This is a genomic window from Nocardia sp. NPDC056611 (genome assembly GCF_042792755.1).
In the GTDB taxonomy this organism is placed as follows: Bacteria; Actinomycetota; Actinomycetes; order Mycobacteriales; family Mycobacteriaceae; genus Nocardia.
In genome coordinates this window covers 278,584-305,450 of record NZ_JBHTVV010000005.1, presented here as the reverse complement: position 1 = coordinate 305,450, position 26,867 = coordinate 278,584, and the positions used below count along the sequence as shown (strand labels likewise).

General features: G+C 69.3%; 27 protein-coding genes. 10 read left to right on the top strand and 17 right to left on the bottom strand.

All coding sequences use genetic code 11. From position 1 onward, the window contains the following. Positions 1–35 precede the first annotated feature (35 nt). The 3 genes from ACFRAQ_RS26880 to ACFRAQ_RS26870 form a co-directional block, all read right to left on the bottom strand. A complete protein-coding gene (locus ACFRAQ_RS26880) occupies positions 36–1,307 on the bottom strand; it encodes a diguanylate cyclase domain-containing protein (protein ID WP_379104378.1) in 1,272 nt (423 codons plus the stop codon). Positions 1,308–1,340: 33 nt separating this feature from the next. After that, the gene (locus tag ACFRAQ_RS26875; RefSeq protein ID WP_379104376.1) at positions 1,341–2,150 is read right to left on the bottom strand and encodes an SAM-dependent methyltransferase; all 810 of its coding nucleotides are present in this window, start codon (positions 2,148–2,150) and stop codon (positions 1,341–1,343) included. A 170-nt stretch (positions 2,151–2,320) separates the two neighbouring features. Beyond that, positions 2,321–3,100: a M50 family metallopeptidase gene (locus tag ACFRAQ_RS26870; protein ID WP_357084602.1), complete on the bottom strand. Its 780-nt coding sequence runs from the start codon at positions 3,098–3,100 to the stop codon at positions 2,321–2,323. Between the two features lie 115 nt (positions 3,101–3,215). Between ACFRAQ_RS26870 and ACFRAQ_RS26865 the strand changes: the two genes are divergently transcribed. Then, positions 3,216–4,049 (top strand): SAM-dependent methyltransferase, encoded by an 834-nt coding sequence (locus ACFRAQ_RS26865; protein ID WP_379104373.1) that lies wholly within the window; start codon positions 3,216–3,218, stop codon positions 4,047–4,049. On the opposite strand, the gene ACFRAQ_RS26860 is transcribed toward ACFRAQ_RS26865, so the two are convergent. Continuing rightward, the gene (locus tag ACFRAQ_RS26860; RefSeq protein WP_379104371.1) at positions 4,046–4,471 is read right to left on the bottom strand and encodes an SRPBCC family protein; all 426 of its coding nucleotides are present in this window, start codon (positions 4,469–4,471) and stop codon (positions 4,046–4,048) included. The genes ACFRAQ_RS26865 and ACFRAQ_RS26860 overlap by 4 nt on opposite strands. A 59-nt stretch (positions 4,472–4,530) precedes the next feature. Continuing rightward, on the bottom strand, positions 4,531–5,211 hold the full coding sequence (locus tag ACFRAQ_RS26855) for a TetR/AcrR family transcriptional regulator (RefSeq protein ID WP_379104369.1): 681 nt from the start codon (positions 5,209–5,211) through the stop codon (positions 4,531–4,533). 114 nt (positions 5,212–5,325) lie between these two features. On the opposite strand from ACFRAQ_RS26855, the gene ACFRAQ_RS26850 reads away from it, so the two are divergent. Both ACFRAQ_RS26850 and ACFRAQ_RS26845 read left to right on the top strand, forming a co-directional pair. After that, complete coding sequence (locus tag ACFRAQ_RS26850; protein WP_379104367.1) at positions 5,326–6,477, top strand: lipase family protein; 1,152 nt, start codon at positions 5,326–5,328, stop codon at positions 6,475–6,477. A 150-nt stretch (positions 6,478–6,627) separates the two neighbouring features. Then, positions 6,628–7,098 (top strand): anti-sigma factor, encoded by a 471-nt coding sequence (locus ACFRAQ_RS26845; RefSeq protein ID WP_379104364.1) that lies wholly within the window; start codon positions 6,628–6,630, stop codon positions 7,096–7,098. On the opposite strand, the gene ACFRAQ_RS26840 is transcribed toward ACFRAQ_RS26845, so the two are convergent. Beyond that, positions 7,067–8,566 (bottom strand): bifunctional phosphatase PAP2/diacylglycerol kinase family protein, encoded by a 1,500-nt coding sequence (locus tag ACFRAQ_RS26840; RefSeq protein ID WP_379104362.1) that lies wholly within the window; start codon positions 8,564–8,566, stop codon positions 7,067–7,069. The genes ACFRAQ_RS26845 and ACFRAQ_RS26840 overlap by 32 nt on opposite strands. Before the next feature lie 93 nt (positions 8,567–8,659). Further along, on the bottom strand, positions 8,660–8,815 hold the full coding sequence (locus ACFRAQ_RS26835; protein WP_379104360.1) for a hypothetical protein: 156 nt from the start codon (positions 8,813–8,815) through the stop codon (positions 8,660–8,662). A 235-nt stretch (positions 8,816–9,050) separates the two neighbouring features. Here ACFRAQ_RS26835 and ACFRAQ_RS26830 point away from each other — a divergent pair, with 235 nt between their 5' ends. Beyond that, positions 9,051–9,821, top strand: a complete 771-nt coding sequence (locus ACFRAQ_RS26830; protein WP_379104357.1) for an RNA polymerase sigma factor SigF — start codon at positions 9,051–9,053, stop codon at positions 9,819–9,821. 22 nt (positions 9,822–9,843) lie between these two features. Here ACFRAQ_RS26830 and ACFRAQ_RS26825 read toward each other — a convergent pair whose 3' ends face one another. Genes ACFRAQ_RS26825 through ACFRAQ_RS26810 form a run of 4 tightly spaced genes read right to left on the bottom strand, consistent with a single transcriptional unit; the run spans position 9,844 to position 13,550 of the window. Continuing rightward, positions 9,844–10,248 (bottom strand): hypothetical protein, encoded by a 405-nt coding sequence (locus ACFRAQ_RS26825; RefSeq protein WP_379104354.1) that lies wholly within the window; start codon positions 10,246–10,248, stop codon positions 9,844–9,846. A gap of 34 nt (positions 10,249–10,282) precedes the next feature. Further along, the gene (locus tag ACFRAQ_RS26820) at positions 10,283–11,230 is read right to left on the bottom strand and encodes a DoxX family membrane protein (protein ID WP_379104352.1); all 948 of its coding nucleotides are present in this window, start codon (positions 11,228–11,230) and stop codon (positions 10,283–10,285) included. Positions 11,231–11,255: 25 nt separating this feature from the next. Next, positions 11,256–13,256, bottom strand: coding sequence for an aconitate hydratase (locus ACFRAQ_RS26815; protein WP_379104350.1), 2,001 nt, complete (start codon positions 13,254–13,256; stop codon positions 11,256–11,258). 9 nt (positions 13,257–13,265) lie between these two features. Then, positions 13,266–13,550 carry a hypothetical protein gene (locus tag ACFRAQ_RS26810; protein WP_379104348.1) on the bottom strand — a complete coding sequence of 95 codons (285 nt, stop codon included), beginning with the start codon at positions 13,548–13,550 and terminating at the stop codon, positions 13,266–13,268. A gap of 467 nt (positions 13,551–14,017) precedes the next feature. On the opposite strand from ACFRAQ_RS26810, the gene ACFRAQ_RS26805 reads away from it, so the two are divergent. After that, positions 14,018–14,830, top strand: a complete 813-nt coding sequence (locus tag ACFRAQ_RS26805; protein ID WP_379104345.1) for a hypothetical protein — start codon at positions 14,018–14,020, stop codon at positions 14,828–14,830. A gap of 158 nt (positions 14,831–14,988) precedes the next feature. After that, positions 14,989–15,201 carry a hypothetical protein gene (locus ACFRAQ_RS26800; protein ID WP_379104343.1) on the top strand — a complete coding sequence of 71 codons (213 nt, stop codon included), beginning with the start codon at positions 14,989–14,991 and terminating at the stop codon, positions 15,199–15,201. 22 nt (positions 15,202–15,223) lie between these two features. Here ACFRAQ_RS26800 and ACFRAQ_RS26795 read toward each other — a convergent pair whose 3' ends face one another. From ACFRAQ_RS26795 to ACFRAQ_RS26780, 4 genes are all read right to left on the bottom strand, one after another. Continuing rightward, positions 15,224–15,982: a lytic transglycosylase domain-containing protein gene (locus ACFRAQ_RS26795; RefSeq protein ID WP_379104341.1), complete on the bottom strand. Its 759-nt coding sequence runs from the start codon at positions 15,980–15,982 to the stop codon at positions 15,224–15,226. A 5-nt stretch (positions 15,983–15,987) separates the two neighbouring features. Continuing rightward, positions 15,988–16,944: a hypothetical protein gene (locus ACFRAQ_RS26790; protein WP_379104339.1), complete on the bottom strand. Its 957-nt coding sequence runs from the start codon at positions 16,942–16,944 to the stop codon at positions 15,988–15,990. A gap of 273 nt (positions 16,945–17,217) precedes the next feature. After that, positions 17,218–17,490: a hypothetical protein gene (locus tag ACFRAQ_RS26785; protein ID WP_379104337.1), complete on the bottom strand. Its 273-nt coding sequence runs from the start codon at positions 17,488–17,490 to the stop codon at positions 17,218–17,220. Between the two features lie 178 nt (positions 17,491–17,668). After that, complete coding sequence (locus tag ACFRAQ_RS26780; protein WP_379104335.1) at positions 17,669–18,292, bottom strand: carbonic anhydrase; 624 nt, start codon at positions 18,290–18,292, stop codon at positions 17,669–17,671. 129 nt (positions 18,293–18,421) lie between these two features. Between ACFRAQ_RS26780 and ACFRAQ_RS26775 the strand changes: the two genes are divergently transcribed. Continuing rightward, complete coding sequence (locus tag ACFRAQ_RS26775; RefSeq protein ID WP_379104332.1) at positions 18,422–19,750, top strand: cryptochrome/photolyase family protein; 1,329 nt, start codon at positions 18,422–18,424, stop codon at positions 19,748–19,750. A gap of 27 nt (positions 19,751–19,777) precedes the next feature. Here the strand turns inward: ACFRAQ_RS26775 and ACFRAQ_RS26770 are convergent, their stop codons facing one another. Then, positions 19,778–20,446 carry a PAS and ANTAR domain-containing protein gene (locus ACFRAQ_RS26770; protein ID WP_379104330.1) on the bottom strand — a complete coding sequence of 223 codons (669 nt, stop codon included), beginning with the start codon at positions 20,444–20,446 and terminating at the stop codon, positions 19,778–19,780. A gap of 97 nt (positions 20,447–20,543) precedes the next feature. On the opposite strand from ACFRAQ_RS26770, the gene ACFRAQ_RS26765 reads away from it, so the two are divergent. Beyond that, positions 20,544–21,524 carry an SDR family oxidoreductase gene (locus tag ACFRAQ_RS26765; RefSeq protein WP_379104328.1) on the top strand — a complete coding sequence of 327 codons (981 nt, stop codon included), beginning with the start codon at positions 20,544–20,546 and terminating at the stop codon, positions 21,522–21,524. Between the two features lie 5 nt (positions 21,525–21,529). On the opposite strand, the gene ACFRAQ_RS26760 is transcribed toward ACFRAQ_RS26765, so the two are convergent. Then, positions 21,530–24,433, bottom strand: a complete 2,904-nt coding sequence (locus tag ACFRAQ_RS26760) for an FAD-binding and (Fe-S)-binding domain-containing protein (protein ID WP_379104326.1) — start codon at positions 24,431–24,433, stop codon at positions 21,530–21,532. A 152-nt stretch (positions 24,434–24,585) separates the two neighbouring features. On the opposite strand from ACFRAQ_RS26760, the gene ACFRAQ_RS26755 reads away from it, so the two are divergent. Further along, positions 24,586–26,379 carry a thiamine pyrophosphate-requiring protein gene (locus ACFRAQ_RS26755; RefSeq protein ID WP_379104323.1) on the top strand — a complete coding sequence of 598 codons (1,794 nt, stop codon included), beginning with the start codon at positions 24,586–24,588 and terminating at the stop codon, positions 26,377–26,379. A 106-nt stretch (positions 26,380–26,485) separates the two neighbouring features. Beyond that, positions 26,486–26,731, top strand: coding sequence for a CsbD family protein (locus ACFRAQ_RS26750; RefSeq protein WP_357277725.1), 246 nt, complete (start codon positions 26,486–26,488; stop codon positions 26,729–26,731). The last annotated feature ends 136 nt before the right edge of the window (positions 26,732–26,867 follow it).

Here is a 26,867-nt window from a genome sequence, read left to right as displayed (position 1 = left end):
GCGCGTGATCTAGCGCCCGTGTCGCAGCGCGTGATCTAGCGCCCGTGTCGCAGCGCCTTGTCGCGGTACATGGCGGTGTCCACGGCGTGCATGAGTTCGTCGATGGCGGTGGAGTCGGTGTCCACCAGCGCGGTTCCGATACTCGCGCCCACCCGCACCGACAGTCCCGCCACATCGAACGGGTCGGCGAGCGCGGCCAGCAGGTCCCCGGACACCGAGTCCAATTCCTCCGGGCCCGAGCAGCTTTCGACCAGCACGATGAACTCGTCGCCGCCCAGCCGGGCCGCCACCCCGTGCGGCGGCACGGCCTGGCGCAGCCGTTGGGCCACCTCGCACAGCACCTGATCGCCCGCGGTGTGGCCGCGGCGGTCGTTGACCTCCTTGAAGCCGTCCAGGTCCAGGTAGCAGACGCCCACCTGGCCGGTGGCGGCCGCGAGCCGGTCGAAGAACAGCAGCCGGTTGGGCAGGCCGGTCAGCGAGTCGTGGTGGGCGTCGTACCAGAGCCGGTCGGCCAGTTCCTTGCGGTCGGTGACGTCCACGGTGACGCCGACCAGGAAGCGCGGCTTGCCATCGCTGTCGCGGACCACCGTCATGGACAGGTCGATGATGGTGTGCGAACCGTCGGGTTTGGTGTGTTCGGTCTCGAAGCGGAAGCGGTCGATCTCGCCGGACAGTAAACGCTGGAACAGACCGAACGCCTCGCCGATATTGATCGGGCCCAGTATGTCGGAAACCGAGCGGCCCGGCATCTGCCCGGCCGGGACGCCCAGGGTCTCGGCCATGGCGTTGTTGACGTCGACCACCTGCCCGGTGGTGATGTCGACCGTGCCGATGCCGACCGACGCGCCCTCGAAGATGGCCTGGAATCGGGCTTCGGACAACTGCCTGCGGGCGTCGGCCTCGCGCGCGGCGGTCAGCGCCGCGGTGAGGGTCGTCTCCTGTTCCGACAACGCCACACTGCGTAGTCCGGCGGTGAACTCGGCCGCGAACTCGGCGGCCAGCTCGATCGCTCGATCGCGCACCGGCCAGTAGTCCGCGCAGCCGGGGTCCGGGCAGGCGTCGGTCACCAGGTCCTTGCACAGCACCAGGACCGACCGGTGCACGGTCAATGGATCCCGATAGTTGGCGCCCACCAGGGCGCGGGCGGCCTCCCGGGCCACCGACATGTCCTCGGTGCCGCGTACCGCCGCGATCAGCCGGTCGCCGAAACCGTCGAGCAACTGCTCGACCTGCGACCGGGTGATCGTCGGCGCCACCGCGCCCTCGAGAGCGTCGGCCCATCGGACCGCCAGCTCGTGTGCTCCCACCGCCTACCCCCTGCCCCTGCCTCGTGCCCCTGCTCAGGCCTTGTGGCCCACACCCGCCAGACCGAGCGACCGGCCCGGCGCCTCGTGCTGGTCACGGTCGGATTCCGGCCGCCACAACGGCAATTCCACCACACCGGGCTCGATCGGCTCCCACTTGCCGAACAGGGCCGCGATTTGCTCGCGGGTCCGGAACTGCAGGCCGATCTTGCTGACGTCGCGCGAGTTCTCCACCAGTTTGGCGGCGTCGTCGGGGCGAGTGGCCGAGGTGAGGTGCGACAGGGCCAGGTAGCTACCGGCCGGCACCGCGTCGTAGAGGGCGTCGACCTTGTCGACGGGGGTGTAGTCGTCGCTCATCAGGTGCAGGACCGCGATGAGCAGGACACCGACCGGTTGGTCGAAATCGATGACGCCGGTCGCGCGGGCCTGGGCCAGCAGCGCGTCGGGCTCGCGCAGATCGGCCTCGATCGCGGCGGTCCGGTCATTGCCCTTCAGGATGGCGCGCGCGTGCGCCACGGCCACGGGGTCGATATCGGCGTAGAGCACCCGGCACTCCGGGTCGATCGCCTGCGCCACCTCGTGCACATTGCCCGCGGTCGGGATGCCCGACCCGATGTCGAGGAACTGCCGCACGCCCTGGTCCACCAGGAACCGCACCGCGCGGCGCAGGAACGCCCGATTGCTCAAGGCCAGTCGCGGCAGGTCCGGGACCAGCGCTTTACCCGCCTCCGCGGCCTGTCGATCGACCTCGAAGTTGTGCGATCCGCCCAGCAGCGCGTCGTACATGCGCGCCGGGCTGGGCCGGTTCATGTCCACGCCTTCCGGTGCCCACTCCGGTCTGTCCATCCCCAAACCCTCCTAGCCGCAACGGTCGAACGCCCGCCGGTGGTGCGAGCGGGCCGAAATCCGGGCAAATCCGGTGTTTCCGATCACCCGGACGGTGCAAACCGAATGGTAGTCCCCGTTGGTCAGAATCCTTGCAGCGATACCACTCTCGCCCTGAGGTGGGAGAATGCTCACCCGGCCGTTGACGCCGCGCAGGTGCTGTGCGTGAGCGGCGGCACACACACCCCCGACACATCGGCCAGCAGCAGGCGCGCCCCGAGGACCAGCGAGCACAGCGCAATCGCGCCGAAGGCCAGCACCCACAGCAGGCCCGGGATCCTGGTCAGGTGAGCCAGTTGGTCGGCGTCGGAGTTCGGCTCGTGCGCGCGATTGCGCTGCAACTCGATCACCGGGCGCACCGCGGCCAGCAGCAGGAACCAGGACGCCGCGTACGCCAGCGCCGCCTGGGTGGTGTCACTGCCGAACCAGGACACCGCGAACACCACGCCGCCGGTCACCAGCAGCGACAGCAGGCCGTACCAGTTGCGGATCTTGAGCAGCAGCACCAGCAGCAGCGCAATGGTCAGCCACAGCATGAGGGTGATGCGGTGCGCGCCCAGCAGCGCGGCGTAGGCCAGCCCCAGCAGCGCGGGCGCGGGATACCCGGCCGCCATGGTCAGGATCATGCCGAGCCCATAGGGTTTCCCGCTCGACACGGTGAGTCCCGAAGTGTCGGAATGCAATCGGATGCCGTTGAGGCGGCGGCCGGTCAGCAGTGCGGTGAACGCGTGCCCGCCCTCGTGGGCGATGGTGACCGCATTGCGCAGAATGCGCCACGTCGGGCGGAAGGCCACCAGTATCAGCGCCACCACGCCGGTGCCCACCACCAGCTGCCACGGGGGCGGCGTCTGCGTCGTGGACAACCGGTCCACGATGGTGCTGCCGCGCTGAACGAATTCCGCTGTATCCACGGCCGCACCCTACCGATTCGGCGCGGACCCGGCGATCCGGTCCCAAATCATCGCGTATGCGACAGACTTGCTGTGGACCGGGGCCGGAGCGAATCGATTGTCAGGGGAGCGTGAGATGTCCGAGTCAGTGCAGAGTTACCCGAGTGCGGCGCCGGTTGGGGTGGACACCACGCGCGCCAGCATCGCCCGCGTCTACGACGCCGCATTGAACGGCAAGGACAATTTCGAAGTAGACCGCGCGGTCCTGGACCAGGTGCGCGAGGTCGCGCCCGGGGTCGCCGAATTGGCCTGGGCGAACCGGGATTTCCTGATCCGCGTCTGCCGCTTCCTGGCCAAGGAAGCGGGCATCGACCAGTATCTGGACCTCGGTTCGGGCCTGCCCACCGCCGAGAACACCCACCAGGTCGTGCAGCGCGTGGACCCGGGGTCCTCGGTGGTCTACGTGGACAACGACCCCATGGTGCTGGCGCACGCGCGCGCCCTGCTGGCGGGCAATCCGCGCACCACCATCGTCGAGGCCGATATCTTCCGGCCGTTCGAGGTGGTCAAACATCCCGAAGTCCGTGAGGAACTGGACTTCAGCCGTCCGATCGCGCTGTTCCAGATCGGCACCCTCCATCACTACGCCGCCGACGATGTCGCCGCCGTCATGCGCAGCTACCTCGACGTGCTGCCCTCCGGCTCGTATGTGGCCATCGCCCACTTCCTCGACCCGGAGACCGCCGAATACAGCGACCTGGCGCGCAAGATGGAGGAGAAGTTCGTGCACAGCCCCATGGGCTCGGGCCGCTTCCGCACCCGCGACGAGATCCAGGCCCTGTTCGGCAATCTCACCATGATCGAACCCGGCCTGGTCCTGTGCGACGAATGGTGGCCCGACGGCCCGCAGCTCACGCCGCTGAGCTCGGTCCGCCACTGCATCGCCGGCGGCGTCGGTTTCAAGCCCTAGACGGTCGAGAGGCGGTCGGCGAGGATGCCCGCGCGGGCCAGCTGGACCTTGCGGGCCTGGCCGGAGGCGAAGGCCATGAGGCCGAACGGGGTTCGCAGGCGCAGCTCGTCGTCGACGCGGGTGCCCTTGGCGGTCGGGGTGAGGTCGAAGCGGTAGCCCATGCGGACGCCGCCGGGGCTGTCGACCTCGCCCCAGACCGCGCTGCCGGGGGTGCCGAGCAGGGCGACGCGAATGCGGTTGTCGTGCTTCAGGCCCAGGAAGCGGAAGCGTTCGACGGCGAGGTAGGAACCCTCCTGGACGTCCTCGACGGCGACGACCAGCGGGGAGAGACCGATGTAGTTCTCGGGCCGGATCAGGTGGTCGTAGACGGCCTCGGGGGAGGCGGGGACGGTGAAGGTGTTACGGATGATCTTTTCCGGCATGCCCGCACTCTAGCGGTCACCCGCGGCGGTGGATCGGGGCCGGAACCGGTCGTGCGGCATCACGATTCGGCGGGGCCGGTCTGGGCCAGCAGGCCGTCGACGCAGGCTCGCAGGCCCTGGCCGTAGGTGTCACGGGCGGCGAGGGCGGGCCAGCGTTCGCCGATCGCGGCCAGGTGCGGAACGCGGGCGGGGTCGAGATCGCCGAAGGCGGTTCGGCCGGAAGCGGCGGGACTGCCACGGCGCTGGGAGTGGGTGCGGACGAGGATCTCGCCGACGGTGTAGTACCAGATCGAGCGGAAGATGTAGGCGGCCTGCTCGGGAGTGCGGCCGCTGGATTCGGCGGCGGCGAGGATGGATTCGACGGTCCACAGCGCGGATTCGTCGAGCAGCCCGACGAAACCGTCCACGGTGAGGACTTCCGCGGCCCAGGGCCAGCTCGCCAGCAGGTCGTGCATGGCGGTGGCGGCCGCGACGATCCGGTCGCGTGGATCCGGGGGCAGCTCCGGGCGTTCGGTCTGGTCGGCGTAGTGGTTGAGCAGCAGGACCAGCAGGTCCTCCTTGTCCTGGACGTGACGGTAGACCGTGGTCGCGCCGATTCCGGCCTCGGCGGCCAGGCCGCGAATGGTGAGCCGCTCCCAGCCGTCGCGGTCGATCAACCGGCGGGCCGCGGTCAGGATCTCCGTGCGGGACGTGACGGGCGGGCGGCCGGTGCGGCCGGAGGGGGCGGTCGGTCGGGGCATGTCTGCCATCATGCCCTGTTCCGCTCTCGACAGCGTGACCTGCGGATGCTACTTTCGGAACGTGTTCGCAAAGTCGTCGGCGGGCGTCGGCGACTCGTCCCGGAGGAGCTTCCCGTGCGATACCTGATCCTGGCGGCGATCGCTGCCCTGTCCTCGGCCACTGCGACCGGTTCGGCTGTGGCGCAACCGGATACCGGAGCAGCGCCGGGCGCGGTGGTGTCGTCACGGCCCCTGAACGCCGGCGAGCTGATTCCCGGCGCGGCGAGCGGGTATCGCATCACGTACCGGACGACTGGCCAGAACGGCGAGCCGGAGGTGAGCGGCGGCACGATCTACGTGCCCGAAGGCGCGACCCCGGCGGGCGGCCGGCCGGTGGTGTCGTGGGCGCACGGGACCAGCGGCATGACGGTCGGCTGCGCGCCCACCATCAACGGCGGCATGGCGGACAAATTCGACGAGACACCGCAGCTGTCAACGTATCTGGCGCACGGCTACGTCGTGGCCGCGAGCGACTACATCGGCCTGGGCGCGGACGGCGTCTACGAATATCTGGCCGGGCGGGCGGCGGGCCACGCGGTCCTCGACATCGTGCGCGCGGGCCACGCCGTGGACGCCGGGCTCTCCGAATCCTTCGTGCTGGCCGGGCATTCCATCGGCGGGCAGTCGGTGCTCGCCGCGGCGGGGATGGCCACGGGCTACGCGCCGGAACTCGACCTGCGCGGCACCCTCGCCTACGCGCCGACCAGCAATGTCGAGGACATCATCGCCCTGCTGAGCCGCCCGGGCGTGCCCGTGCTCCCCGGACTCGACGGCCTGCACGCCCGGCTCGTCATGATCCTCGCGGGCCTCGACCACGCCCGCCCCGACCTCGGCGTCACCGACTACCTGTCGCCGCACGGCCACGAGGTCCTCGCCATCGCCCGGGCCGGAAACGATTGCGTGAGTGCGCTGGAAGCGGCCGTCGCGGGCAGGTCCGTCGGCGAGCTGTTCACCACATCCCTGCCCGACCCGGTGATTTCGGCGCTGCGCGACTACTTGTCGGTGCCCGCCGCGGGATATCGCGCTCCGGTGGTCCTGCTGCAGGGCGGATCCGACACCGTGCAGCCGGTCCCGACCACCGTGCTGTTGCAGCAGCAGCTCCAATCGGCCGGTACCGACAGTCAACTCGTGCTCCAGGCCCCGGCCACCCACTTCACCATCCTGAAGCTCGGCGATCCCGAGGCCCAGGCCTTCCTGGCGCGGGTGCTCCCGCGCCGTCAATCCTGATCGTCGTCGTCAATCCTGATCGTCAGGGAACGATCAGCTCGAATATTCTTGTCCATCCTGTGACTCTTGGCGGTTTCCCTCCGGCATCATCGGGTAAGCGAACGATGACAGCGAGAAAGATCGCTACGGGGGGTGAATGGGTGGTGAGTGATGTTGGAACCGCCACAAGGTGATGGCAAGGCGCGCATACGCACCGACAGTGTGATCCGGGAATCACCGCCGCTGTCGGGCGATGTGGGCGTGCGGGTGCGCGCGGATGCCGGGCACCTGGAAATGCTGCGCGCGATCGCCGAGACCATCCTGCTCACAGCCGATTTCACCATCGACGTCGCCATCGATATGCGCGTCGCGCTGGATCAGGTGGCCACGACGCTGATCGGCGCCGCGGCGCCCGGGGCCGTACTGGACTGCGAATTCCGGTTCGACCGACTGTGCGTCCGGATTCGCGTGACATCGGTGATCGACAGCGGCGGCGGCCTGATCGAGCACAGTTTCGGCTGGCATTTCGTGGAATCCCTGACCGATTCGATCACGGTGGATACCGACGAATTCGATGTCGTGCAGCGCGGATACCCGGTGGTCGTGGAATTCACCCGGTTCCGGGGCGCGCAGACGGTATGAGGCGATACACCGTGAGGCGCCGCGCCACCGTCATGTGAATCCGGGTGGCCGTGCCGATCACCTCGCCGTCGGCGGCGAGGGGTTCGCGCGAGGCGAGCCGGACGGTCAGCTCGGGTCGGCGGCATTCGCCGTAGAGACGGGTGCGTCCCACGGCGGCGAGCCCGGCCGCCAGCACGATCCGGACACGGGACCACGGCCGGTCGGCACGGAGCCATCGGATGTCGAGCAGCCCCGCGGCGAGGTGGTCGCGAACGGCCGGAGTGGAACGCCGCGGATGATAGGAACCGTTGCCGAAGAACAGGACCCACACCCGGCGGCGGTCGCCGTCGACCTCCACCGTGAGGGGCCGGGCCCGGCGCACCGCGGCCACCGACGCGGCCGCGAAGGTGAGCCGCCGCCCCCATCGCGACCGCCATTTCCGCCGCAGCCGCACCATTTCCGGGTAGGCGCCCACACTCGCGACGTTGAGCACGTGGCGGGTGCGCTGTCCGTCCTCGTCGTCGAAGCGGACGCGCGCGATATCGATGTCGACGGCATCGCCGGATTCGACGGCCGCGGCCGCCTCGGCCGTGTCGCGGACACCCAGATCGCGGGCGAAATGATTGCGCGTGCCCGTCGGAAACACCGCCAGTGGCAGACCGCGGCGCAGGGCGACCGTGGCCGCCGCGGCGAGGGTGCCGTCACCGCCCGCGACACCCAGTGCCGTCGGCCGCGGAGTACAGGCGCGGAACGCCAGTTCCAGTCGCCGGGCGGGGTCATCGCCCTGATCGATGCGGACCAGGGTGGCCGCCGGCAACAGTGTCGCGAGCTCCTCGCAGGGATCGACAGCAGGATCACCCGCGACCGGGTTGACCAGCACCAGCAGACCGTCCCCGGCGGGCAGCGCGGGCGTGCCCTGATGCCGCTCGCGGGCGATGGCCCGAACCGGGGCCGGCCACCAGTGCCGGGTGGCCAGGGCGACGGCCGAACCGATCAGCGCGCCCGCGAGCGCATCACTGCCCCAGTGCACGCCGGTGTGCACCCGTGAGTAGGCGACGAGCCCCGCCAGCGGGATGAGACCCGCTGCGGCCCGAGGACTTTCGACCGCGACCGCCGTGGCGAAGGCAGCTGCCGCGGCGCTGTGGCCCGAGGGGAACGACGACGAGGCGGGCCGCGGGACCGATCGCCGACGCGGCGGCAGCAGGTCGGCGGCCGGTCGGCGGCGCGCGATGATCGGCTTGAGACCACCGTTCACGATCGCCTCCGTGGCGGTGAGGGCGGCGACGCCGCGGATCGCGGCCCGCCGGTGCTCGCCGCCGCGGGTTCCCAGCGCGAGTGCGATGACCAGCCAGAGGGCGCCGAAATCCGCGGTGCGGGTCAACCGCAGCAGGCCCGAATCCAGCGGTGAGGCGGGCAGGCGGGCGACCGCGGCGGTGAGGGCGCGGTCGACGCTGCCCACGCGCTGGAACCGTCGCGCGAGGCCGGTCATCGAGTACGACAATGGCCCAGCGGACGAATCCGCTGGGCTCACGGTGATGTGTCGGATGAAATGCATGCTGATGCAGTGGAGTTCACCGAGGGATTACCAGTAATGGGCGCGTCCGCCGATCGGGCGTCCGGCCGCGCCGAGCAGCCAGGCGATCGCGCCGACCACTATCAGGATGATCCCGATGGTGGTGAGGATCGAGAGGCCGAAGATAATTCCCAGGATCAGCAATACGAGGCCCAGGATGATCATGGTTATTCCTTTGCGAAGATGGTTGTGATAGTCCCGCAGTTCCCGGAGATCCGGCCGTCAAACGTGCTGAAAAACTGGCGTAATGCGCCCGTTTTCGAGATTCGTTCTGTGGCAATACGTCTCTGACCTGGACGATCAGGGGAGGTTGTGGTGAATGCCGCGAAAAGATGTTCCCCCGGCACTAGGTTTGGGTACACCATTGTTATGCAGTTCAGCCGAATACGGGGTGATTCCGATGACGGGTGACAGCTATGACGATATCGAGCCACTGTTGAAACAGCTTGCCGTCGCCGTGGAAAACGATGCTCCCGAGCGAAAGGCATTGCGCGAGGAGGCGATCGATCGGTGCCTGCCACTGGCCGACCACATCGCGCGCAAGTTCTCCGGTCGCGGAGAGGCGTTCGAGGATTTGGTGCAGGTGGCCCGGCTCGGACTGGTGCAATCCATCGACCGGTTCGACGTCGAGCGCGGGTCGCGATTCCTGTCCTTCGCGGTGCCCACCATCATGGGTGAGGTCAGACGCTATTTCCGGGACAGCACCTGGGCCGTGCGCGTACCGCGCCGGGTCAAGGAGACCCAGATCCGCCTGGGCGCCGCCGTCGAAACCCTCGCCCAGCGCCTGGGCCGCATGCCCAAGGCGCGCGAACTGGCCGCCGAACTGAAGGTGGACCAGTCCGAACTGACCCAGGCCTTGCTGGCCGCCAACGCCTACCAGAGCTCCTCCCTGGAGGCCGCCTGCCCCGATGACGGGGAGAACACTCCGCTGGCCATGCTGGACGCGCTGGGGGCCGAGGAGACCGGTTACGAATACGTCGACCAGTACCTCGCCGTCGGCCCGCTCATCGCGGAATTGCCCGAGCGGGAGCGGCGAGTGCTGACCATGCGCTTCTTCGACTCGATGACCCAGTATCAGATCGCGCAGCGGCTGGGGGTCTCGCAGATGCAGGTGTCGCGCATCCTGACGAAGACCCTCGGCCGGCTACGCGCCGAGGCACTCGCCATCTAGCGCCGAGGCGCTGGCCATCTGATCAGAATCCCGCCAGACCCGAGGCCAGATCCGGCATCCGGATCGCCTGCACCGCCGCGTCCCGCACATCCGGGCACGCGGCGGTGGTGGTCTGGTCGATGACCGAGCGATTGCGCATCACGGCGATGTTCACGCCATTATTGCGCAACGCCCAATCCTGCACGGTGGCATTGAATTTCAGCCGCGCCTCGGTGGGGCCTTCCGCGCGCCACTTCTCGACCTCGGGTCGGATCATGTCGCACAGCTGCTTGGCGGCGTTGGCGGAGATGGTCGGCGACCCGGAGTCCTGATGCGGCGAACCGGTTCCCGGCACGCCGGGCTCGGTGCTGTTCGAGCAGCCCACGGCGAGCGCGGCCGCCGTCACGACCACGCCCAGCCAGCGGGCGGGTGAATGCTGAGATGCCATGACGGCGGGTTCCTTTCAGTGCGCCCGGTCGCTGTCAGTGTGCCCGGTCGGCGGCGGTGCGGGCCGCGTCCGCGAGCCGCTCACCGCGCCGCTTGGCTCTGGCGGCGAGGTGACCGCCCTGATCGCGGGCGGTGTCGAGAAGCTGGCCGCCACGGTCGGCGGCGACGTCGCTCCATTGTGCGCCGAGTTCCCTGGCCGAATCGGTCAGTTGAGCGCCGCGCTGCTGGGCCGCCTCGGCCAGTCGCTCGCCGCGATGCTGTACGACATCGGCCAGTCGCTCGCCGCGGTCGTGCAGTGCCGCAACGAGTTCGGGTCCGTGTTCGCGAGCGGAGTCCGCGAGCTGTGCGCCGCGCTGCTGGGCGATATCGGCCAGTCGCTCGCCGCGGTCGTGCAGTGCGGCGGCCAGTTCGGGACCGCGTTCGCGGGCGGTCTCCGCCAGGTGTTCACCGCGGGTTCGGACCGCCGCGGCGAGTTCGGGTCCGTGGACCTTCGCGGCGTCGGCGAGCCTGGTGGTGGCGGAGTCGTCGGCCTGCAGCTTCGCCAGGGCCCGGCGGCCACGCCAGCCGAGCGAGGGCTTGCCCTGCCGGTCGGTCGAGGCGATGAGCAACCCGCCGAGCAGGCTCACATCCTTGAGCAGCGCGTTGCGTCGGGCCGAACGCCGTTCGGGGTCCACCTCGGTCCAGAACCCCGGTTCGGTCAGGGCCGACGGGATCACGGTCGCGGCGAGCACGGCGGTGGACAACCGGGGCAACTTGCCCAGGGCCAGCAGTGCGCCGCCGCCGACCCGGACCGCCGCGTTGATCCGGACCAGCGTGGCCGGATCGTCGGGCAGATAGGCCGCGAGCTTGGCCGGCAACCGCTGCTCGCCCTGCCGCACCGCCTCGGACGCGGTCTTGATCCGGGGATCGGGATGGGTGAGCGTGTCGATTCCGTCGGCGACGAACGCGGTCGCCAGCAGGGGGTGGGCAATACGTCGCAGCATGGTGATTCCTTTCCGGAAGGCTGTCTCAGCAGGCGCTGATGTCGTCGCTGTTCCCGGCGTCCTCGTCCTCAAACGCCAGGCCGCCCGCGACCAGCCGGGGGATGAGGCCGCCGGCCAGGACGTCTCGCACCTGACGTGGCGAAAGCCGGTGTCGCACGGTGAAAGTGGATTCCTTGCTCATGTCGAGCACCTCGAGCGTGGTGTCGCGGGCGATGGCGTGTAGATCGAGCAGTGCCAGCACGTCATCGCGGTCGATGCGGTCGTAGTCGGCGGTGTCCTCGAATTCGAGGGCCAGAACGCCGAAGTTGGCCAGGTTCTGCCAATGGATGCGGGCGAAGGATTTGGCGATGACCACCCGCAGACCGAGGTAGCGGGGCGTGATCGCCGCGTGCTCGCGCGAGGACCCCTGACCGTAGTTCTCGCCCGCGACGACGAAGTGTCCGGTATCGGAAACCCGCTGCGCCCGTTCGGGATAGGTCTCGTCGATCGGGGTGAAGGCGAACATCGCCAGCTTGGGGATATTGGATCGGTAGGGCAGGGCGCGGGCTCCGGCGGGGGAGATCGCGTCGGTGGAGATATCGTCACCGAGTTTCAACAGCACCGGCCCGACGATCCGATCCGGCAGCGGCGTCAGCTCGGGCAGGCTGGAGATATTGGGCCCCTTCACCGGCCGCACCAGCCGTGCCCGCTCCGGCTCGAGCGGGGGAACCAGCATCGCCGTATTGACCGAGGCCCGCACGGGCAGTTCGAGTTTCGGGTAGTCCATGCCGACCGTGCGCGCCCACTCCCGCGGATCGGTGATCACACCGGTCAGCGCGGACGCGGCCGCCGTCTCCGGCGAGCACAGCCAGACCGAGTCCTCCCTGGTGCCCGAGCGGCCCGGGAAGTTGCGCGGCATGGTCCGCAGCGAATTGCGGCCGACGGCGGGGGCCTGGCCCATGCCGATGCAGCCCAGGCACCCGGCCTGGTGGATGCGCGCACCCGCCTCGACCAGGTCGGTGACCGCACCCATCCGGGTCAGATCCGTGAGGATCTCCCGCGACGTGGGGTTCACGTCGAAACTGACCTGCGGAACGGTCTGCCGTCCGGCCACCATGGCCGCCGCCATGGCGAAATCGCGCAGTCCGGGATTGGCGCTGGACCCGATCACCGCCTGCGCGATCTCGGTTCCCGCCACCTCGCGCACCGGTACCACCGCGCCCGGCGACGACGGTTTCGCGATGAGGGGTTCCAGCGTGGACAGGTCGATGGTCTCCTCGATGTCGTACTCGGCGTCGGCGCCGGCGGCCAGTTCGACCCAGTCGTCCTCGCGGCCCTCCGCGCGCAGGAACGCGTGGACGGCCTCGTCGCTCGGGAAAACCGTGGTGGTGGCGCCGAGTTCGGCGCCCATGTTGGCGATCACATGCCGGTCCATCGCGGACAGTCCCGCCAGGCCCGGCCCGTGATATTCGATGATGCGCTCGATCCCGCCGCTGACGCCGTGGCGGCGCAGCATTTCCAGGATCACGTCCTTGGCCGAACACCACTGCGGCAGTTCGCCTTCGAGACGAATGCCCCAGATCTTCGGCATCCGCAGGTGCAGCGGCTGACCCGAGATGGCCAGCGCCACTTCCAATCCGCCCACGCCGATGGCGAGCATGCCCAGCGAGCCCGCCGCCGGCGTGTGCGAATCGGATCCGGCGAGCGTCTTGCCCGGGATCCCGAAACGTTGCATATGGGTGGGGTGGGAGACGCCGTTTCCCGCCTTGGAGAACCACAGGCCGAAGCGCTGGGCGGCCGTGCGGAGATACTCGTGGTCCTCGGCGTTCCTCTCGTCGGTCTGCAACAGATTGTGGTCGACGTACTGGACGCTCACCTCGGTGCGTGAGCGATCGAGGGCCAAGGCCTCGAGCTCCTGCATCACCACGGTGCCGGTGGCGTCCTGGGTCAGCGTCTGATCGATCCGAATCGCGATCTCGGTGCCCGGCGTCATCGCACCCGACACCAGATGCGAGGCGATCAGTGTGCGCGCCAGATTGCCGGACATGGCGATCGATCAGCGGTTGGCGGCCTGGGGTCCGACGACGAAGGTGGCATTGCCCGTGGCGTCCATGCCCGCGTCGAGGATCTTGTCGTCGAAGAACTCCGCGGACCGCCGGTCCATGTAGACCCGCGCGCCCTCCGCGGTCAATACCTCGTCGTTCTCGGACGGCCCCTCCGCGACCGCGAGCTGGAAGCTTTCGGCGTCATCCGGCGTGGTGATCCGCAGTCCGGCGTCGCGCGGGGCGCCTTCCCCGGACGTGATTCCGCGTACCGCCTCGACGGCAGTGGGGGTGAGCATCAGCATAAGGTCTTCCTTCCGCTGTCGTGAGCGCCGGACGGACTGCCGGCAGTCGGTCGAGTAACCCGATGCGCGGGACCGAAACGTGCCAACGGCGGCAGCGGATCAGGAATCGGCGCCGGCGGCACGGGCGGTGGATGCGGATCAGGTGGGCGGGGGATCGGCGGGCCGGGCGTGGGCAGGGGTGCCGGCGGCTCGGGCTCGGGAATGGGTTCCCCCGGCTCCAACGGTGGGACCGGTTCCGGCGGTCGCACCGGAGGAACCGGGGCACCGTCCGACTCGATACCGGATCGGACGCTCAGGGGTTCCATACCGCTCGCTTACCCGGACAATCGCGATGTATTCGGTTCCGGACAGGGTCGTGGAGATGATGGCGATCATGGGTGATTCGTCCGATAATCCGACCAAGGGCCCATTGTCGGCTAATCCGACCAAGGGCCCATTGTCGGCGGGAGGCCGGTGCGGACATGACCTGGAAAACTTCCCGGGGGCAGCGCCGCCGGACCGTCCTCGCGATGGTCGTGATCCCGGCGGCGGCCGGGCTGGTGGCCTGTTCCGGCGGCGGTGGGCCCGCCGCCACCACGACGGCCGCGCCGGGCGGTGCGTCCACGACCGCCGCTCCGGGCGGTTCCGCACCGGGGACCTCGGGGCCGGCCGCCACGACGACACCCGCGGCCGCGGAGTTCCCGTACCAACCGCTGTGGCCTTACCACGACAGCGCCGAAGCCGCGGCCTGGCAGCGGGACGCCGGGTCCGGGCATCAACCCTGGCATCTCGATCCCGCCGCCACCGCGCAGTCCTTCACCCAGCACTACCTCGGGTTCTCGAGCTTGGACAAGATCGTGAAGGTGGCCACCGACGGGGACCAGTCGCGGGTCAGCGTCGGTTTCGACAATCCGAACGGCGTGCCTGTCGTAGCGGCCGTCGTACATCTGGTCCGGATGGGGCACGGTGACACCGCGCCGTGGGAGGTCGTCGGCACCGACGACACCACCTTCCAGCTGACCACGCCGCGTTACGGCGGCACGGTCTCGTCGCCGGTGGCCGTGGGCGGCACCATTACCGGTGTGGACGAGAGCATTCGGGTCCGGATCCTGCGCTCGGATCGGGATCAGCCCGTCGGTCGATCCGCTCCGATTCCCGCGGGCGGTACCGAATCGTCCTGGAGCGCCACGGTGTCCGTTTCGGATGCCTGTCCGGCCACGCTCACCATCGTGGCGGCCACCGGGGGGCACGTCGCCGACATCGAACGGTTCACCATCACTGGCGTTCGCTGCTGATTCGCTACGGAATTTGCTGTCGGAGAACTGGACTCACGGAACTATTCGGGCGTCGTTGTGCCACCGGGGCCGACTTTGTGTGCCTAAGTTGATCTTTCGCGCCACATTCTCGAGGCGGGTGCATCAGAATTGGTCGTCCCTCTTCGAAAGGTTGATTCGTGCCCAAGCACTTGATCACGGTGGCCGCGATAGCGATGGTGGCGGCGGCGATCACGGGATGCGGCGATCACAGCAACACCCCACTGGTCCCGCCGTCCCCGACCAGCGCGGTACCCGTCCTCGGCGGTGGTCGCTTGCCGGACGTGATCGACATGCCCACGACGACCCCGTCCTCGTCCAGCCGGACCACTACCACCGCCAAGGCCGGCTGACGGTTCTGTTCCGCTCGCTCGGCTACTTCTGGTAGCCGAGCGCGGCGCTGCGCACTTGATCGACGTACACGGCGGAGTGGTTGTACGCCAGGATGGCCTGCCGCCAGCCGTGTGCCGTGGCCAGATCGCCTCCCGTCGCGCACAGGTATCGACCGGCCGCGAGGGCCGCGTCGTCGATATTGTCCGGGCTGCCCGAAAGGTCGCCGGTGGCAGCCGGTTTGGCGGCCTTCAGCGTGGGGGCGAGGGTGTTGTAGCCGACGGCCGCGTGGACGCCCCAGCGTTTCCAGGTGTCGGGGATGAACTGGAACGGGCCCATCGCGCGCGCGTACACCGTATGACCGGCCCGGGTGGTGGCATGGGGGTCGATGATCCGCGCATTACCCCCGGTGCCGTCCAACGCGATCCCTCGGATCGGGGGGCGCACCGATCCATCGGTGGCGATGGTCGCGCCGCCGAAACGGGCGTGATCGCTTTCCACGCGGGCGATACCGGCCAGCGTCACCCAGCCGAGATGGCAACCGGGCTGGGCCTTCGACATGGCCACCGTCGCATAGCCGTACGCCTGCAGGGCTCGCATCGGGATGCCGCTCGTTTCGGACCGCGCACGCGCCCACTCGCGGAGCTGGTCGAGCGGAGACTCGGCCGCGTCGAGGCGGATCGCCGGGATCGACTCGGTCCCGCGCGGCGGCAGCGGATCGGAGGTTCCGTCGGAGACGCCGCAGCCCGCGAGGATCGCGGCGGCCGCGGCCACCAGCAGCGCCGGACGCGCCGTCATCGTCATCGGCGCTACTTGGCCGGGACGGGCTTGGGCGTGGTGGGAGCCACCGTGCTGGTCGTCGGCGTCGGCCGGTGCGTCGTGGTCGGCGGTTGCGCGACCGTCGGGCGGGCCGAGGACGGAACCGGCTTGGGCGCGGTCGTTTTGGTGACCGTGGTCGACGTCGGGGTGCGGCGCGGTGTCGTCGGCTTGCTGGACGGGGTGGTCGCACGGACCGTGGTCGGGGTGGTCGTCCCCTTGGCGGGTGTCGGGGTGGGCGGGACCGCGGTGGTCGTCGTCGCAGGAACCGGGGTCGTTGTTGTCGTTGCGGTAGCAGGGACCGGAGTCGCGGTGGTGGTCGTCGCTGCGGTGGCAGGGATCGGGGTGGTCGTGGTGGTCGTCGCTGCGGCGGCGGGGACCGGCACGGTCGTGGTGGCTGTCGTTGCCGCGACGGGGACCGGCGACGCCGGGTCTGTGGTCGTGGTGGTCGGCGAAGGGCTCGCGGTCACCGTGGTGAGGCCGGGCGTCAGCGTCGTGACGACGTCGGTCGGCGGGGAGACCTGCGCCGAAATGCCCAGGCTCGCACTCACATTCACATTGACGGTCGGACCCGACGACGGGCTCGTGGTCGGAGTGTCGGTCGGCGTGGTGACCGGCGTGCTGGTAGCGGGGTCGGTGGTGTCGGGGCTCGGCGTCTCGGTCCCGGGCACGTCCCCGCTGTCGGGGGTGTCCGCCACCGGCATGTCGTCCGGCACGGTCCCGTCCTGGGGTGTCTCGGTCACGTCCGCGAGCTCGGTGACCGGCCCGATCTCGGTGGCCGGGTCCGCCTCGGCGGAGGTATCGGAGACCTTCGACGACGCCACGACAGTGCCCGCCCGGTCGTTCTGCGGCGAATCCGCCGTGATCGCGACCCCGCCGACCGCGAGCGCGATCAACGCCATGGTGGCCGCTGTATTGGGCAGATACCGGCGCGCGTCGCGCATCGTCACCACGAATCCTCCTGGAACATCACCGACCTGGCCTCTGCCAGGACCGGCATATCCTGGAGGCGCCTCGTAGCGCCGAACCCAATGTTCCGGAGCTACAGGATGTTCCACGGGTGAACAGATCGACACACGTCGAATGATCAGGTGCGCGAATGTATCTGAATCAATCCTGTTCCACCTTGATCCACCAGGTCTTCGCCTCCGAACCCGTCGACTGCGCCGTGGGAATTGATGCGTGAGCGAAAACCGTGGTGGATTGGGCGCTCTGGGGAATTACTACCCGGCGGTGGCGTCGTCGCCCTCGCGGGCGGCGGCCACGGCGGCTTGGTGGACGGCCTCGGCGAGTTCCTTGGAGTCGGCGGGGACGGGGCCGCCCGCCACCGTGTACCACTCGCGGATTTCATGGTGTTGCACCGTGACCAGTGCGAGATTGTCGGTGTCGGACCAGAAGGTGCGGAGGGTGATCTCACCGTCGAGGGTTCCGGCTTCCTCGGTGCGGATGCCGCCGGGGCCGGTTGTCACGGTGGTGGTCCAGTCGAGCTTTGTCATTGTTGAGCCCTGCTGTATAGGTGTCGGCTATCGCGGGAGAGTGTACGCAGAAACAGGCGGTGCTAATCCGGAAATCGAATGCGGAACAGCACCGCCTGTTTCCTGCGGCGATTACGGCGAAAGCCTCAGGACCCGTTGGTATTTCAATGCGGAATTGTCGATTTCCGCACGGCCGAACTCAGGGCTGTTCGCCGATATTGCCGATGACCTGGTTGAGGTGGGCGCGGCCGTCGTTGAGCTGGTACGTGACGCCGGCGATGGCCAGGCGGCCCGCGTCGACGGCCTGCGAGATGATCTGCGAGCGCTCCATGAGAACCCGCGCGGTCTCGGCGACGTGGCGGGCCTCGAGCTCGTCGACGGTGTTCAGGCCCTCGCGGCGGCCCAGCAGGATCGACGGGGTGACACGCTCGACGAGGCTGCGGATGAACCCGCCGGGCACCGCGCCGCCGTCCAGCGCGTCGAGGGTGGCCTTCACCGCGCCGCAGCTGTCGTGGCCGAGCACCACGATCAGCGGCACGTTGAGGACCTGCACGCCGTACTCGATGGAACCCAGCACCGAGGAGTCGATGACGTGGCCCGCGGTCCGGACCACGAACATGTCGCCGAGGCCCTGGTCGAAAATGATCTCGGCGGCCACCCGGGAGTCACCACAGCCGAACAGGATGGCGGTGGGGTGCTGGCCCGCCACCAGCTCTTCGCGGTGACCGGCGCCCTGCGAGGGGTGGACCTGGCTGCCGGACACGAAGCGGTCGTTGCCGTCGCGGAGCGACTTCCAGGCACTGATCGGATTTGAGTGAGGCATATGTCCGATTCTGCACGCTGATCATGATCCGCGTCGACCGGCCCTGCGTTGCGGGGCGGGCGCGCCGGGCCGCCGGACCGTACTGTCGCTTCGATCAGGCAACCATCGATCAGGAGGCGGGGCGCGGGCATGACAACGTCGATCGTGTTGTTCACCAGGGATCTGCGGGTCCACGACAATCCGGCGCTGGCGGCCGCGTGTCGCGAGAACAAGTCGGTGGTTCCCTTGTTCGTTCTGGACACCGACCTGCTGGCCCGGGTCGGGGACGCGGCGAACCGGCTGCGATTCCTGTGCTCGGCGCTGAGCGAGCTCGACGACGAGCTGGGCGCGCGGGGCGGGCGGCTGGTGGTGCGGCACGGACGGGTGGTCGATGAGGTGGTACGGGCCGCGCGCGAGGTCGGGGCGGACACGGTGCATCTCGCGGCGGACGGCACCCCGTACAGCCGGCGGCGGGAAGACGCGCTGCGGGAACAGCTTTCGTCCATCGGAGGTGAGCTGCGAGTGCACGGCAGCTCGATCACCGCCGTGGATCCCGGTGCGATCCGGCCGGATACCGGGCGCGGGCATTACGCGATCTTCACGCCGTATTTCCACCGTTGGCTGGAGACGCCGGTGCGTCGCCCGGTGCCGCCGCCGGTCACCGTGACGGTCCCGGAGGTGGAGAGCGAAGCGATCCCCGGCGCGGCCGATCTCGACGCGGGTCCCGGGTCGCCGCAGCTGGCGGTCGGTGGGGAGACGACTGGTCGAAAACTGCTCGAGCAGTGGTTGTCCGGCCCGGTCCGCCGCTACGAGGACGAGAAGGACATCCCCGCCGCCGACGGCACCTCGCGACTGTCTCCGTACCTGCATTTCGGCTGTCTGTCCGTCACCGAGATCGTGACTCGCACCCCCGCCGCCGACCCGGGCGCCCTCGCCTTCCTCCGTCAGCTCGCCTGGCGCGACTTCTACCACCAGGTCCTGGCCGACGAACCCCGCGTCGCCGTGGCCGACTACAAGACCACCTCGGCCGAGCCCTGGCGGTCCGATCCGCGTGGCGTAGCGGCCTGGCAGGCCGGGCAGACCGGTTACCCCATGGTCGACGCGGGCATGCGGCAACTGCTCGCCGAGGGCTGGATGCCGGGCCGGGCCCGATTGATCGCCGCAAGCTTCCTGGTCAAGACCCTCCGCGTGGACTGGCGCATCGGCGCCGAACACTTCGAACGCTGGCTGGTCGACGGCGATGTCGCCAACAACCGGTTGAACTGGCAGTGGATGGCCGGCACCGGCACCGACACCCGCTCCAGCCGTGTCCTCAACCCCCTCCGCCAAGCCGACCGATTCGACCCCGAGGGCGACTACGTCCGCCGCTGGCTGCCCGAGCTCGCCCAGCTGCCCGGCGCCGAGATCCAACGCCCGTGGCGGGCGGGCGTCCTCGCCGCCGACTATCCGCCGCCGATCGTCGAATTCAACGGGATGTGAGCGCGATTCGGCCCCGAGGCCGGGGGGTCACTCGGGGATGCGCTCGTGCACGGTCAGCAGGATGTGGTCGAACGCGGACACGGTTCCGGGCTGCGCGGGCGGGATATTGGGCAGTTCGCGCAGGAGCTGTTCGGCCAGGGCGCGGAGTTTGGTGTTGGTCTCCTGGGACCGCCACACCAGCAGTTTGAAGGCCTGCTCGTCGTTGATGCGGTACATGCGCATGAGGACGCCCTTGGCCTGCTCGATCACGGCTCGTGCCTCCACCACGCCGGGCATCTGCTGCTCGATGGCCTCGTGCTGGGCGTGGATCAGGGTGCCCTCCAGGTCGATGTAGAACCCCGAGGTGCCGACCGGGCGGCCTTCGTCGAGGATGCGGTCGGCGACCACCATCACGTGGTGCTCGTTCCCGTGGGTGTCGATGAACCGGTGGCGGCTCGAGAACGGCTCGCCCAATGAGACCGAGCGGGTGATCGCCTCGGCGACCTTGCCTCGATCGTCGGGATGTTTGTGGGCGAGAAGGAGTTCGGTGGTGGGTTCGACCTCGCCGGGCGTGTAGCCGTGCATGCGGTACAGCTCGGCGGACCATTCCCAGCGGCGGGTGGCGAACCAGAAACGGAAGCTTCCCGTCCGCGGGCCCGGATATTTCCCCGCAGCCCAGACGAGTGATTCCGCGGGAAGATCGGCCGAAGACTCCATCACCCCATTATCCGCCTCGTCGTGTTCGTCCGGACCGGGTCGCGGGGGCCGGTCGCGTGGGGCGGTTGCGGGCGGTGCGCGGTGGTATCCGCCCGACATGAAGCCGCATGCGAACAAGGAACCGAAGGTGGTCGTCGTTACCGGAGCCAGTGCGGGAATCGGACGGGCCGCCGCGCGCAGGTTCGGCGCGCAAGGAGCGTCGGTCGCGCTGCTGGCGCGGGGGCAGGCCGGTCTGGACGCCGCCGCCGCGGACGTGCGCGACGCGGGCGGGCGGGCCCTGGCGATTCCGGTCGATGTGGCCGACCACGCTGCCGTGGACGCCGCCGCGACCCGGGTCGAGGCGGAACTGGGTCCCATCGACGTGTGGGTGAATTCGGCGTTCACCTCGGTGTTCGCGCCGTTCTGCGAGATCGATCCACGAGAGTTCCAGCGTGTCACCGACGTGACGTATCTGGGGTCGGTGCATGGGATACGGGCGGCGCTGGCGCGGATGCGGCCGCGGGATCGGGGTGTGATCGTGCAGGTCGGATCGGCGTTGGGGGAGCGGTCGATCCCCTTGCAGTCGGCGTACTGCGGAGCCAAGCACGCGGTGAACGGCGTCGTCGAGGCCGTCCGGGTGGAGCTGATGCACGAGCACAGCAATGTGCGCATCACCATCGTGCAGGCGCCGGCGGTGAACACTCCGCAGTTCTCGTGGGTGCTGTCGCGGCTGCCACGTACCCCGCAGCCGGTTCCGCCGATCTATCAACCGGAAGTGGTCGCGCGCGCCGTTGCCTTCGCGGCCGAACATCCACGGCACAAACAGTATTGGGTCGGCGCGAGTACGGTGGGCACGCTGGTCGCCCAGCGGCTGGCTCCGACGGTGCTGGACCGATATCTGGCCCGCACCGGATTCGACAGCCAGCAGACCGATACGCCGGCCGCGGACCGGGCGGACAATCTGTGGGCCCCGTTGGACCGGGCCGGCGGCCACGACTACGGCGCACACGGCGAATTCGACGAACGCGCCCATCCGCGCAGCGCGCAGACGTGGCTGATGCGGAAGGTGCTCTCGATCGGTCGATGCGGCGGAGTCTAGATCCGTTACGGCGCAGCACATTCCGACACGCGGATAGCGGCCGCGAGCAACTCGGCCGCGTGTCGTGGTCGCGCATCGGGCAGGAGATCGCGGATCTGCGTACGGCAACTGAACCCGTCCGCGACGACGAGCGAATCGGCGGAACGGGCCCGCAGGGCAGGCAGCAACGCGTCCTCGGCGCAGGCGACGGACACTTCGTAGTGCCCCCGCTCGAAGCCGAAATTGCCTGCGAGACCGCAGCATCCGGCATCGAGGACATCGACCTCGGCGCCGGTGGCGGTGAGCAGCTCCCGATCGCGGTCGAAGTGCAGAATCGCATGGTGGTGGCAGTGCGGCTGCACCACGGCGGAACCGCTGATCCGCGGGGGCGACCAGTCGGGGGCGCGTTCGGCGAGCAGTTCGGCCAGCGTGCGGGTCTGCCCGGCCAAGCGGTGGGCGTCTTCGTCGCCGTGCAGCAGCTCGGGCAGGTCCGAACGGAATACCGCCGCGCAGCTGGGCTCGAGTACGACGACCGGAATGCTCTCGCGCAGTGCGGGTTCCAGAATGCGCAGGGTGCGCCGCAGGATGCGGCGGGCGGTCGGCAGCTGGCCGGTGGATATCCAGGTCAGGCCGCAGCAGACGGTCCGGTCCGGGATCTCGACGTGGAATCCCGCCGCGGCGAGCACCTCCGCCGCGGCCTGCGCGATGCCGGGGTCGAAGTTGTTGGTGAAGGTGTCCGGCCACAGCAGCACCCGGCCGTGGGGCGCCGCGGCGAGACCGTCCGAGCCGGTGAACGTCTCGGTGAACCGGGTGCGGGCGAAGCGGGGGAGCTGCCGTCGCGGATCCACCCCGCCCGCGCGGGCGATCACCCGACGCAGTCCGGGGGCGTGGGTCAGCGCGTTGACGACCGGTGCGACGGGCGCGGCCAGCCTGGCCCACAGCGGAATCCATCCCATCGAGTAGTGGGCCATCGGACGCGGTCGGAGGTGGTAGTGATGGGACAGGAACTCCGCCTTGTAGGTCGCCATGTCCACGTCGACCGGGCAGTCGCTGCGACACCCCTTGCAGGCCAGGCACAGATCGAGGGCGTCGCGCACCTCGGTCGAGCGCCAGCCCTCGGTGATGACGTCGCCCTCGAGCATCTCGAACAGCAGACGGGCCCGGCCGCGGGTCGAATGCTGCTCCTCGCGGGTGGCCCGGTAGCTGGGGCACATGACGCCGCCGCTCTCGCCGCGGCATTTGCCGACGCCGACACAGCGATTGGCGGCATGGCTGAATCGGAATCCATCGTCGGGGAAGGCGAAGTGCGTCGCGGGTTCCCACGGCCGATAGTTCACGCCTTGGCGCAGATCGCCGTCCAACGGTCGTGGCTGGACGATCTTTCCCGGGTTCATCCGGTTGTGCGGATCGAACAGGTGCTTCAGCTCGCCGAACGCCTCGACCACGGTGTCGCCGAACATGATGCGCAGCAGTTCGGCGCGTGACTGCCCGTCACCGTGCTCGCCCGAGAGCGAACCGCCGTAGTCCGTCACCAGATGCGCGCTGCGCGTGACGAATTCGCGATAACGGGTGATGCCGTCGGCGGTGCGCAGATCGAAGGGGATGCGGGTGTGCACGCAGCCCTGGCCGAAATGACCGTAGAGCGAGCTGGATTCGTAGTCGAACACCTTCAGCAGCCGCTCGAAGTCGCGGAGATAATCGCCGAGCCGCTCGGGCGGCACCGCCGCGTCCTCCCAGCCCTCGTGCGTCTCGCGGCCGCCGGGCGGATACGCCGTGGCGCCGAGCCCGGCCTCGCGCGCCGCCCACAGCTCGGCTTCCCGCTCGGGCTCGTCGACGAGGGTGGCGCTCACGCCGGCGTGGTGCGTGACCGCGCGGATCATCCGGTGGGCCGCGCGGTCGGCCTCGTCGGGGCTGTCGCCGTCGAATTGCACCATCAGCCAGGCGTGTCCGTCCGGCAGCCGCCGGATCGCCTGCTCGGCGAGGTGCCGGCTGTGCTCGAGCCGGACGAGCCGTTCATCCAATCCCTCCAGTGCGGCCGGGTGATGCTCCAGCACCTCGGGCACCGCGTCGGCGGCGGCGAACACGTCGGGGAAGCCCAGCACCACGAGCGCTGTCGCGGCGGGGACCGGGACCAGGTCGAGCTCGGCGCGCAGCACTGTCACCAGGGTGCTCTCACTGCCCACCAGCAGTGTGGCGGCATCGGAACCGTGTTCCGGCAGCAGCGCGTCGAGGTTGTAGCCCGAAACCCGCCGGGGGATGCGCGGATAGGCGCGGCGGATGTCGCCGGCGTGGCGTTCGGTCAGATCGCGCAAACCGGTGCGCAGCGGGTCGGTGAGTCCGGCCATCCCGGCGCCGACCCACATGCGGGTGCCGTCATAGGTGAGCACTTCCAGCCTGCGCACCGAATCGGCCATCTTCCCGTAGGCCTGCGCGGTGGAACCGCACGAGTTGTTGCCGATCATCCCGCCGATGGTGCAGCTGACGTGGGTCGCCGGTTTCGGACCCACCATGAGGTCATAGGGCCCCAGCTCGGTGTTCAGGGCGTCGAGGGCGATGCCCGGTTCGGCCACCACGGTCCGCGCTTCCGCGTCGAGTTCGGTGACCCGGTGGCAGTACTTGCTCCAATCCAGCACGACCGCCGCGTTGCAGCATTGACCCGCCAGACTGGTGCCGCCGCCCCGCGACAGGACGGGCATCTCGTGCTCGCGGCACACCGCCAGCGCGGCCTCGGCATCCTCGGGTGTGCGGGGCACGACCACGCCCAGCGGCAGCGCCCGGTAGTTGGACGCGTCGGTGGAGTACGCCGCCCGCGATCCCGGATCGAAGCGCACCTCCCCGGCGACGGCGCGTCGCAGATCGGCGGCGACCGCCTCCAGGGGCAGCCGGGTGCGTTGTCGGGCTCGGTGCTGTCGATCGGATCCGGCCGTCATCGGCGTGCCTCCACTCCGGTGGTCACCTGCGGGTTTGGGTTCTGCTGTCGCGAATACCCGCTGTGCCCGACTGATCACGTGCCGATTGGGGTGCGGGTTCGCGGGTACTCGGGCGCTGTTCGCGGAGAACCGGCACAGGGACAGGAGACGCCATGGCCCGGCAAGTGAGTGATCACGTCGTGCAGCGGTTGCGGGAATGGGGTGTCGAGCAGGTTTTCGGCTATCCCGGCGACGGCATCAACGGCCTCATCGCGGCTTTCGGTCGCGCCGACGGTGACCCGGCCTTCATCCAGGCCCGGCACGAGGAGATGGCCGCTTTCCAGGCGACCGGGTACGCGAAGTTCAGCGGCACGGTGGGGGTGTGCACGGCGACGTCCGGTCCCGGCGCGATCCACCTGCTGAACGGGCTGTACGACGCGAAATTGGACCATGTGCCCGTGGTGGCGATCGTCGGCCAGACCGCGCGCAGCGCCATGGGCGGCAGTTACCAGCAGGAAGTGGATCTGCAGAGCCTGTTCAAGGACGTGGCCTCGGACTATCTGATCGAGGTGAACGTGTCGAGCCAGCTGCCCAACGCGCTGGACCGCGCCTTCCGCACCGCCCTCACCCGGCGCGCGCCGACCACGGTCATCATTCCCTCGGATCTGCAGGAGGAGAAATACGAAGCGCCCGAGCACGAATTCAAACAGGTGCCCTCCAGCTCCCCGGGCGCGCTGGCGGCGCCGACGGTGGTTCCGCCTCGCGCGGAGATCGAGCGCGCGGCCGAAATCATCAATGCCGGAACCAGAGTCGCGATCCTGGCCGGACAGGGAGCGCGCGGGTGCGCGACCGAACTCACCCGCATCGCCGAACTGACCGGCGCCGGCGTGGCCAAGGCGCTGCTGGGCAAGGACGTGCTCTCCGACGAGCTGCCGTTCGTGACCGGTTCGATCGGGCTGCTCGGCACGCGGCCCAGCTATGAGCTGATGCGCGATTGCGACACCTTGCTGATCGTGGGCTCGAATTTCCCCTACACCCAGTTCCTTCCGGATTTCGGACAGGCCCGCGCCGTCCAGATCGACATCGACGGCACCATGATCGGCATGCGCTATCCGACCGAGGTCAACCTGGTCGGCGACGCGAAAGCCACACTGACCGAACTGATTCCGATGCTGGCGCCGAATCCGGACCGGGCCTGGGCGATCGACATCCAGGAGAGTGTGGCCCGCTGGTGGCAGACGATCGAGAACCAGTCCATGCTCGACGCGAAGCCGGTCAACCCGATGCGGGTGGCCTGGGAGCTGTCGCGGCGCCTGCCCGAGAACGCCATCCTCACCTCCGATTCCGGTTCGGCGGCCAATTGGTACGCGCGCTGCCTGCGCTTCCGCGGTGAGATCCGCGGATCGCTGTCGGGCACGCTGGCGACCATGGGGCCCGGGGTGCCGTACGCGATCGGCGCCAAGTTCGCCCGCCCTGATCGCCCGGTCATCGCCCTGGTCGGTGATGGGGCGATGCAGATGAACGGGCTCGCCGAACTGATGACCGTCCAGCGGTATCAGGATCGCTGGGCCGATCCGCGACTGATCGTGTGCGTCTTCCACAACAACGACCTCAACCAGGTCACCTGGGAGCTGCGCGCCATGGGCGGTGAACCGAAATTCGAGGAATCGCAGACACTTCCGGACATCTCCTACGCGGACGTCGCCCGCTGCATGGGCTTGGCCGCCGTCGCGGTCGACCGTCCCGAGGACGTCGGCCCGGCCTGGGACACCGCATTGTCCGCGGACCGGCCGGTGCTGCTCGACTTCCGCACCGACCCGGAAGTGCCGCCGATACCCCCACACGCCACCTGGGAGCAGTTGAAGGCCACCGCGGAAGCCATCCTGCGGGGCGACCCCGGCGGCTGGCACCTGGTCGTCCAGGGCGCGAAGACCAAGGCCCAGGAGATGCGCCCGGCCCGGCACTGACCGGCGGGACGCCGCCTCGAAACAAAATGGCCGACAACCTGTTTCGGGTCCGAAGCCCCGGGTAGGTCCTGAATGTCCCTGCAATCGATATACGGAGGTATATCCCATGTCAGAGCACGAGAAGAGCGGTCCTCGGGAAGGCGCCGAAGGCGTGGTCGAGGGTGTCAAGGGCGCGGCCAAGGAAGCCGCGGGCAAGGTCTTCGGCAATGAGGGGCTGCGCGAGGAGGGGCGGGCTCAGCAGGACAAGGCCGAGGCCCAGCGCGACGCCGCCAAGCGGGAGGCCCAGGCCGAGAAGGATCGCGCCCGGGCCGAGGCCGAGGAGCAGCGGCAGCGCGCGCAGCAGCACCGCTGATCCGATTCATACGTAACCACACCGAAATCCCCTGGCCCGCAGCGCGACAGGCCAGGGGATTTCCCCTGTGCGCCCACACTCGCGGAACGGCATCGATTGCCCCGTTAGGCGGCCGATTGTCGGGGTATTCGCCCGT

Excerpts from the sequence above, each read along its gene's own strand:
- ACFRAQ_RS26845 (WP_379104364.1), top strand. The coding sequence starts at position 6,628 with ATGTTGGAACCGCCACAAGGTGATGGCAAGGCGCGCATACGCACCGAC.
- ACFRAQ_RS26795 (WP_379104341.1), bottom strand. The coding sequence starts at position 15,982 with ATGACGATGACGGCGCGTCCGGCGCTGCTGGTGGCCGCGGCCGCCGCG.
- ACFRAQ_RS26830 (WP_379104357.1), top strand. The coding sequence starts at position 9,051 with ATGACGGGTGACAGCTATGACGATATCGAGCCACTGTTGAAACAGCTT.
- ACFRAQ_RS26835 (WP_379104360.1), bottom strand. The coding sequence starts at position 8,815 with ATGATCATCCTGGGCCTCGTATTGCTGATCCTGGGAATTATCTTCGGC.
- ACFRAQ_RS26865 (WP_379104373.1), top strand. The coding sequence starts at position 3,216 with ATGTCCGAGTCAGTGCAGAGTTACCCGAGTGCGGCGCCGGTTGGGGTG.
- ACFRAQ_RS26775 (WP_379104332.1), top strand. The coding sequence starts at position 18,422 with ATGACAACGTCGATCGTGTTGTTCACCAGGGATCTGCGGGTCCACGAC.
- ACFRAQ_RS26810 (WP_379104348.1), bottom strand. The coding sequence starts at position 13,550 with ATGCTCACCCCCACTGCCGTCGAGGCGGTACGCGGAATCACGTCCGGG.
- ACFRAQ_RS26860 (WP_379104371.1), bottom strand. The coding sequence starts at position 4,471 with ATGCCGGAAAAGATCATCCGTAACACCTTCACCGTCCCCGCCTCCCCC.
- ACFRAQ_RS26750 (WP_357277725.1), top strand. The coding sequence starts at position 26,486 with ATGTCAGAGCACGAGAAGAGCGGTCCTCGGGAAGGCGCCGAAGGCGTG.
- ACFRAQ_RS26785 (WP_379104337.1), bottom strand. The coding sequence starts at position 17,490 with ATGACAAAGCTCGACTGGACCACCACCGTGACAACCGGCCCCGGCGGC.
- ACFRAQ_RS26875 (WP_379104376.1), bottom strand. The coding sequence starts at position 2,150 with ATGGACAGACCGGAGTGGGCACCGGAAGGCGTGGACATGAACCGGCCC.
- ACFRAQ_RS26755 (WP_379104323.1), top strand. The coding sequence starts at position 24,586 with ATGGCCCGGCAAGTGAGTGATCACGTCGTGCAGCGGTTGCGGGAATGG.
- ACFRAQ_RS26820 (WP_379104352.1), bottom strand. The coding sequence starts at position 11,230 with ATGCTGCGACGTATTGCCCACCCCCTGCTGGCGACCGCGTTCGTCGCC.
- ACFRAQ_RS26780 (WP_379104335.1), bottom strand. The coding sequence starts at position 18,292 with ATGCCTCACTCAAATCCGATCAGTGCCTGGAAGTCGCTCCGCGACGGC.
- ACFRAQ_RS26840 (WP_379104362.1), bottom strand. The coding sequence starts at position 8,566 with ATGACCGGCCTCGCGCGACGGTTCCAGCGCGTGGGCAGCGTCGACCGC.
- ACFRAQ_RS26855 (WP_379104369.1), bottom strand. The coding sequence starts at position 5,211 with ATGCCCCGACCGACCGCCCCCTCCGGCCGCACCGGCCGCCCGCCCGTC.
- ACFRAQ_RS26825 (WP_379104354.1), bottom strand. The coding sequence starts at position 10,248 with ATGGCATCTCAGCATTCACCCGCCCGCTGGCTGGGCGTGGTCGTGACG.
- ACFRAQ_RS26805 (WP_379104345.1), top strand. The coding sequence starts at position 14,018 with ATGACCTGGAAAACTTCCCGGGGGCAGCGCCGCCGGACCGTCCTCGCG.
- ACFRAQ_RS26760 (WP_379104326.1), bottom strand. The coding sequence starts at position 24,433 with ATGACGGCCGGATCCGATCGACAGCACCGAGCCCGACAACGCACCCGG.
- ACFRAQ_RS26770 (WP_379104330.1), bottom strand. The coding sequence starts at position 20,446 with ATGGAGTCTTCGGCCGATCTTCCCGCGGAATCACTCGTCTGGGCTGCG.
- ACFRAQ_RS26815 (WP_379104350.1), bottom strand. The coding sequence starts at position 13,256 with ATGTCCGGCAATCTGGCGCGCACACTGATCGCCTCGCATCTGGTGTCG.
- ACFRAQ_RS26765 (WP_379104328.1), top strand. The coding sequence starts at position 20,544 with ATGAAGCCGCATGCGAACAAGGAACCGAAGGTGGTCGTCGTTACCGGA.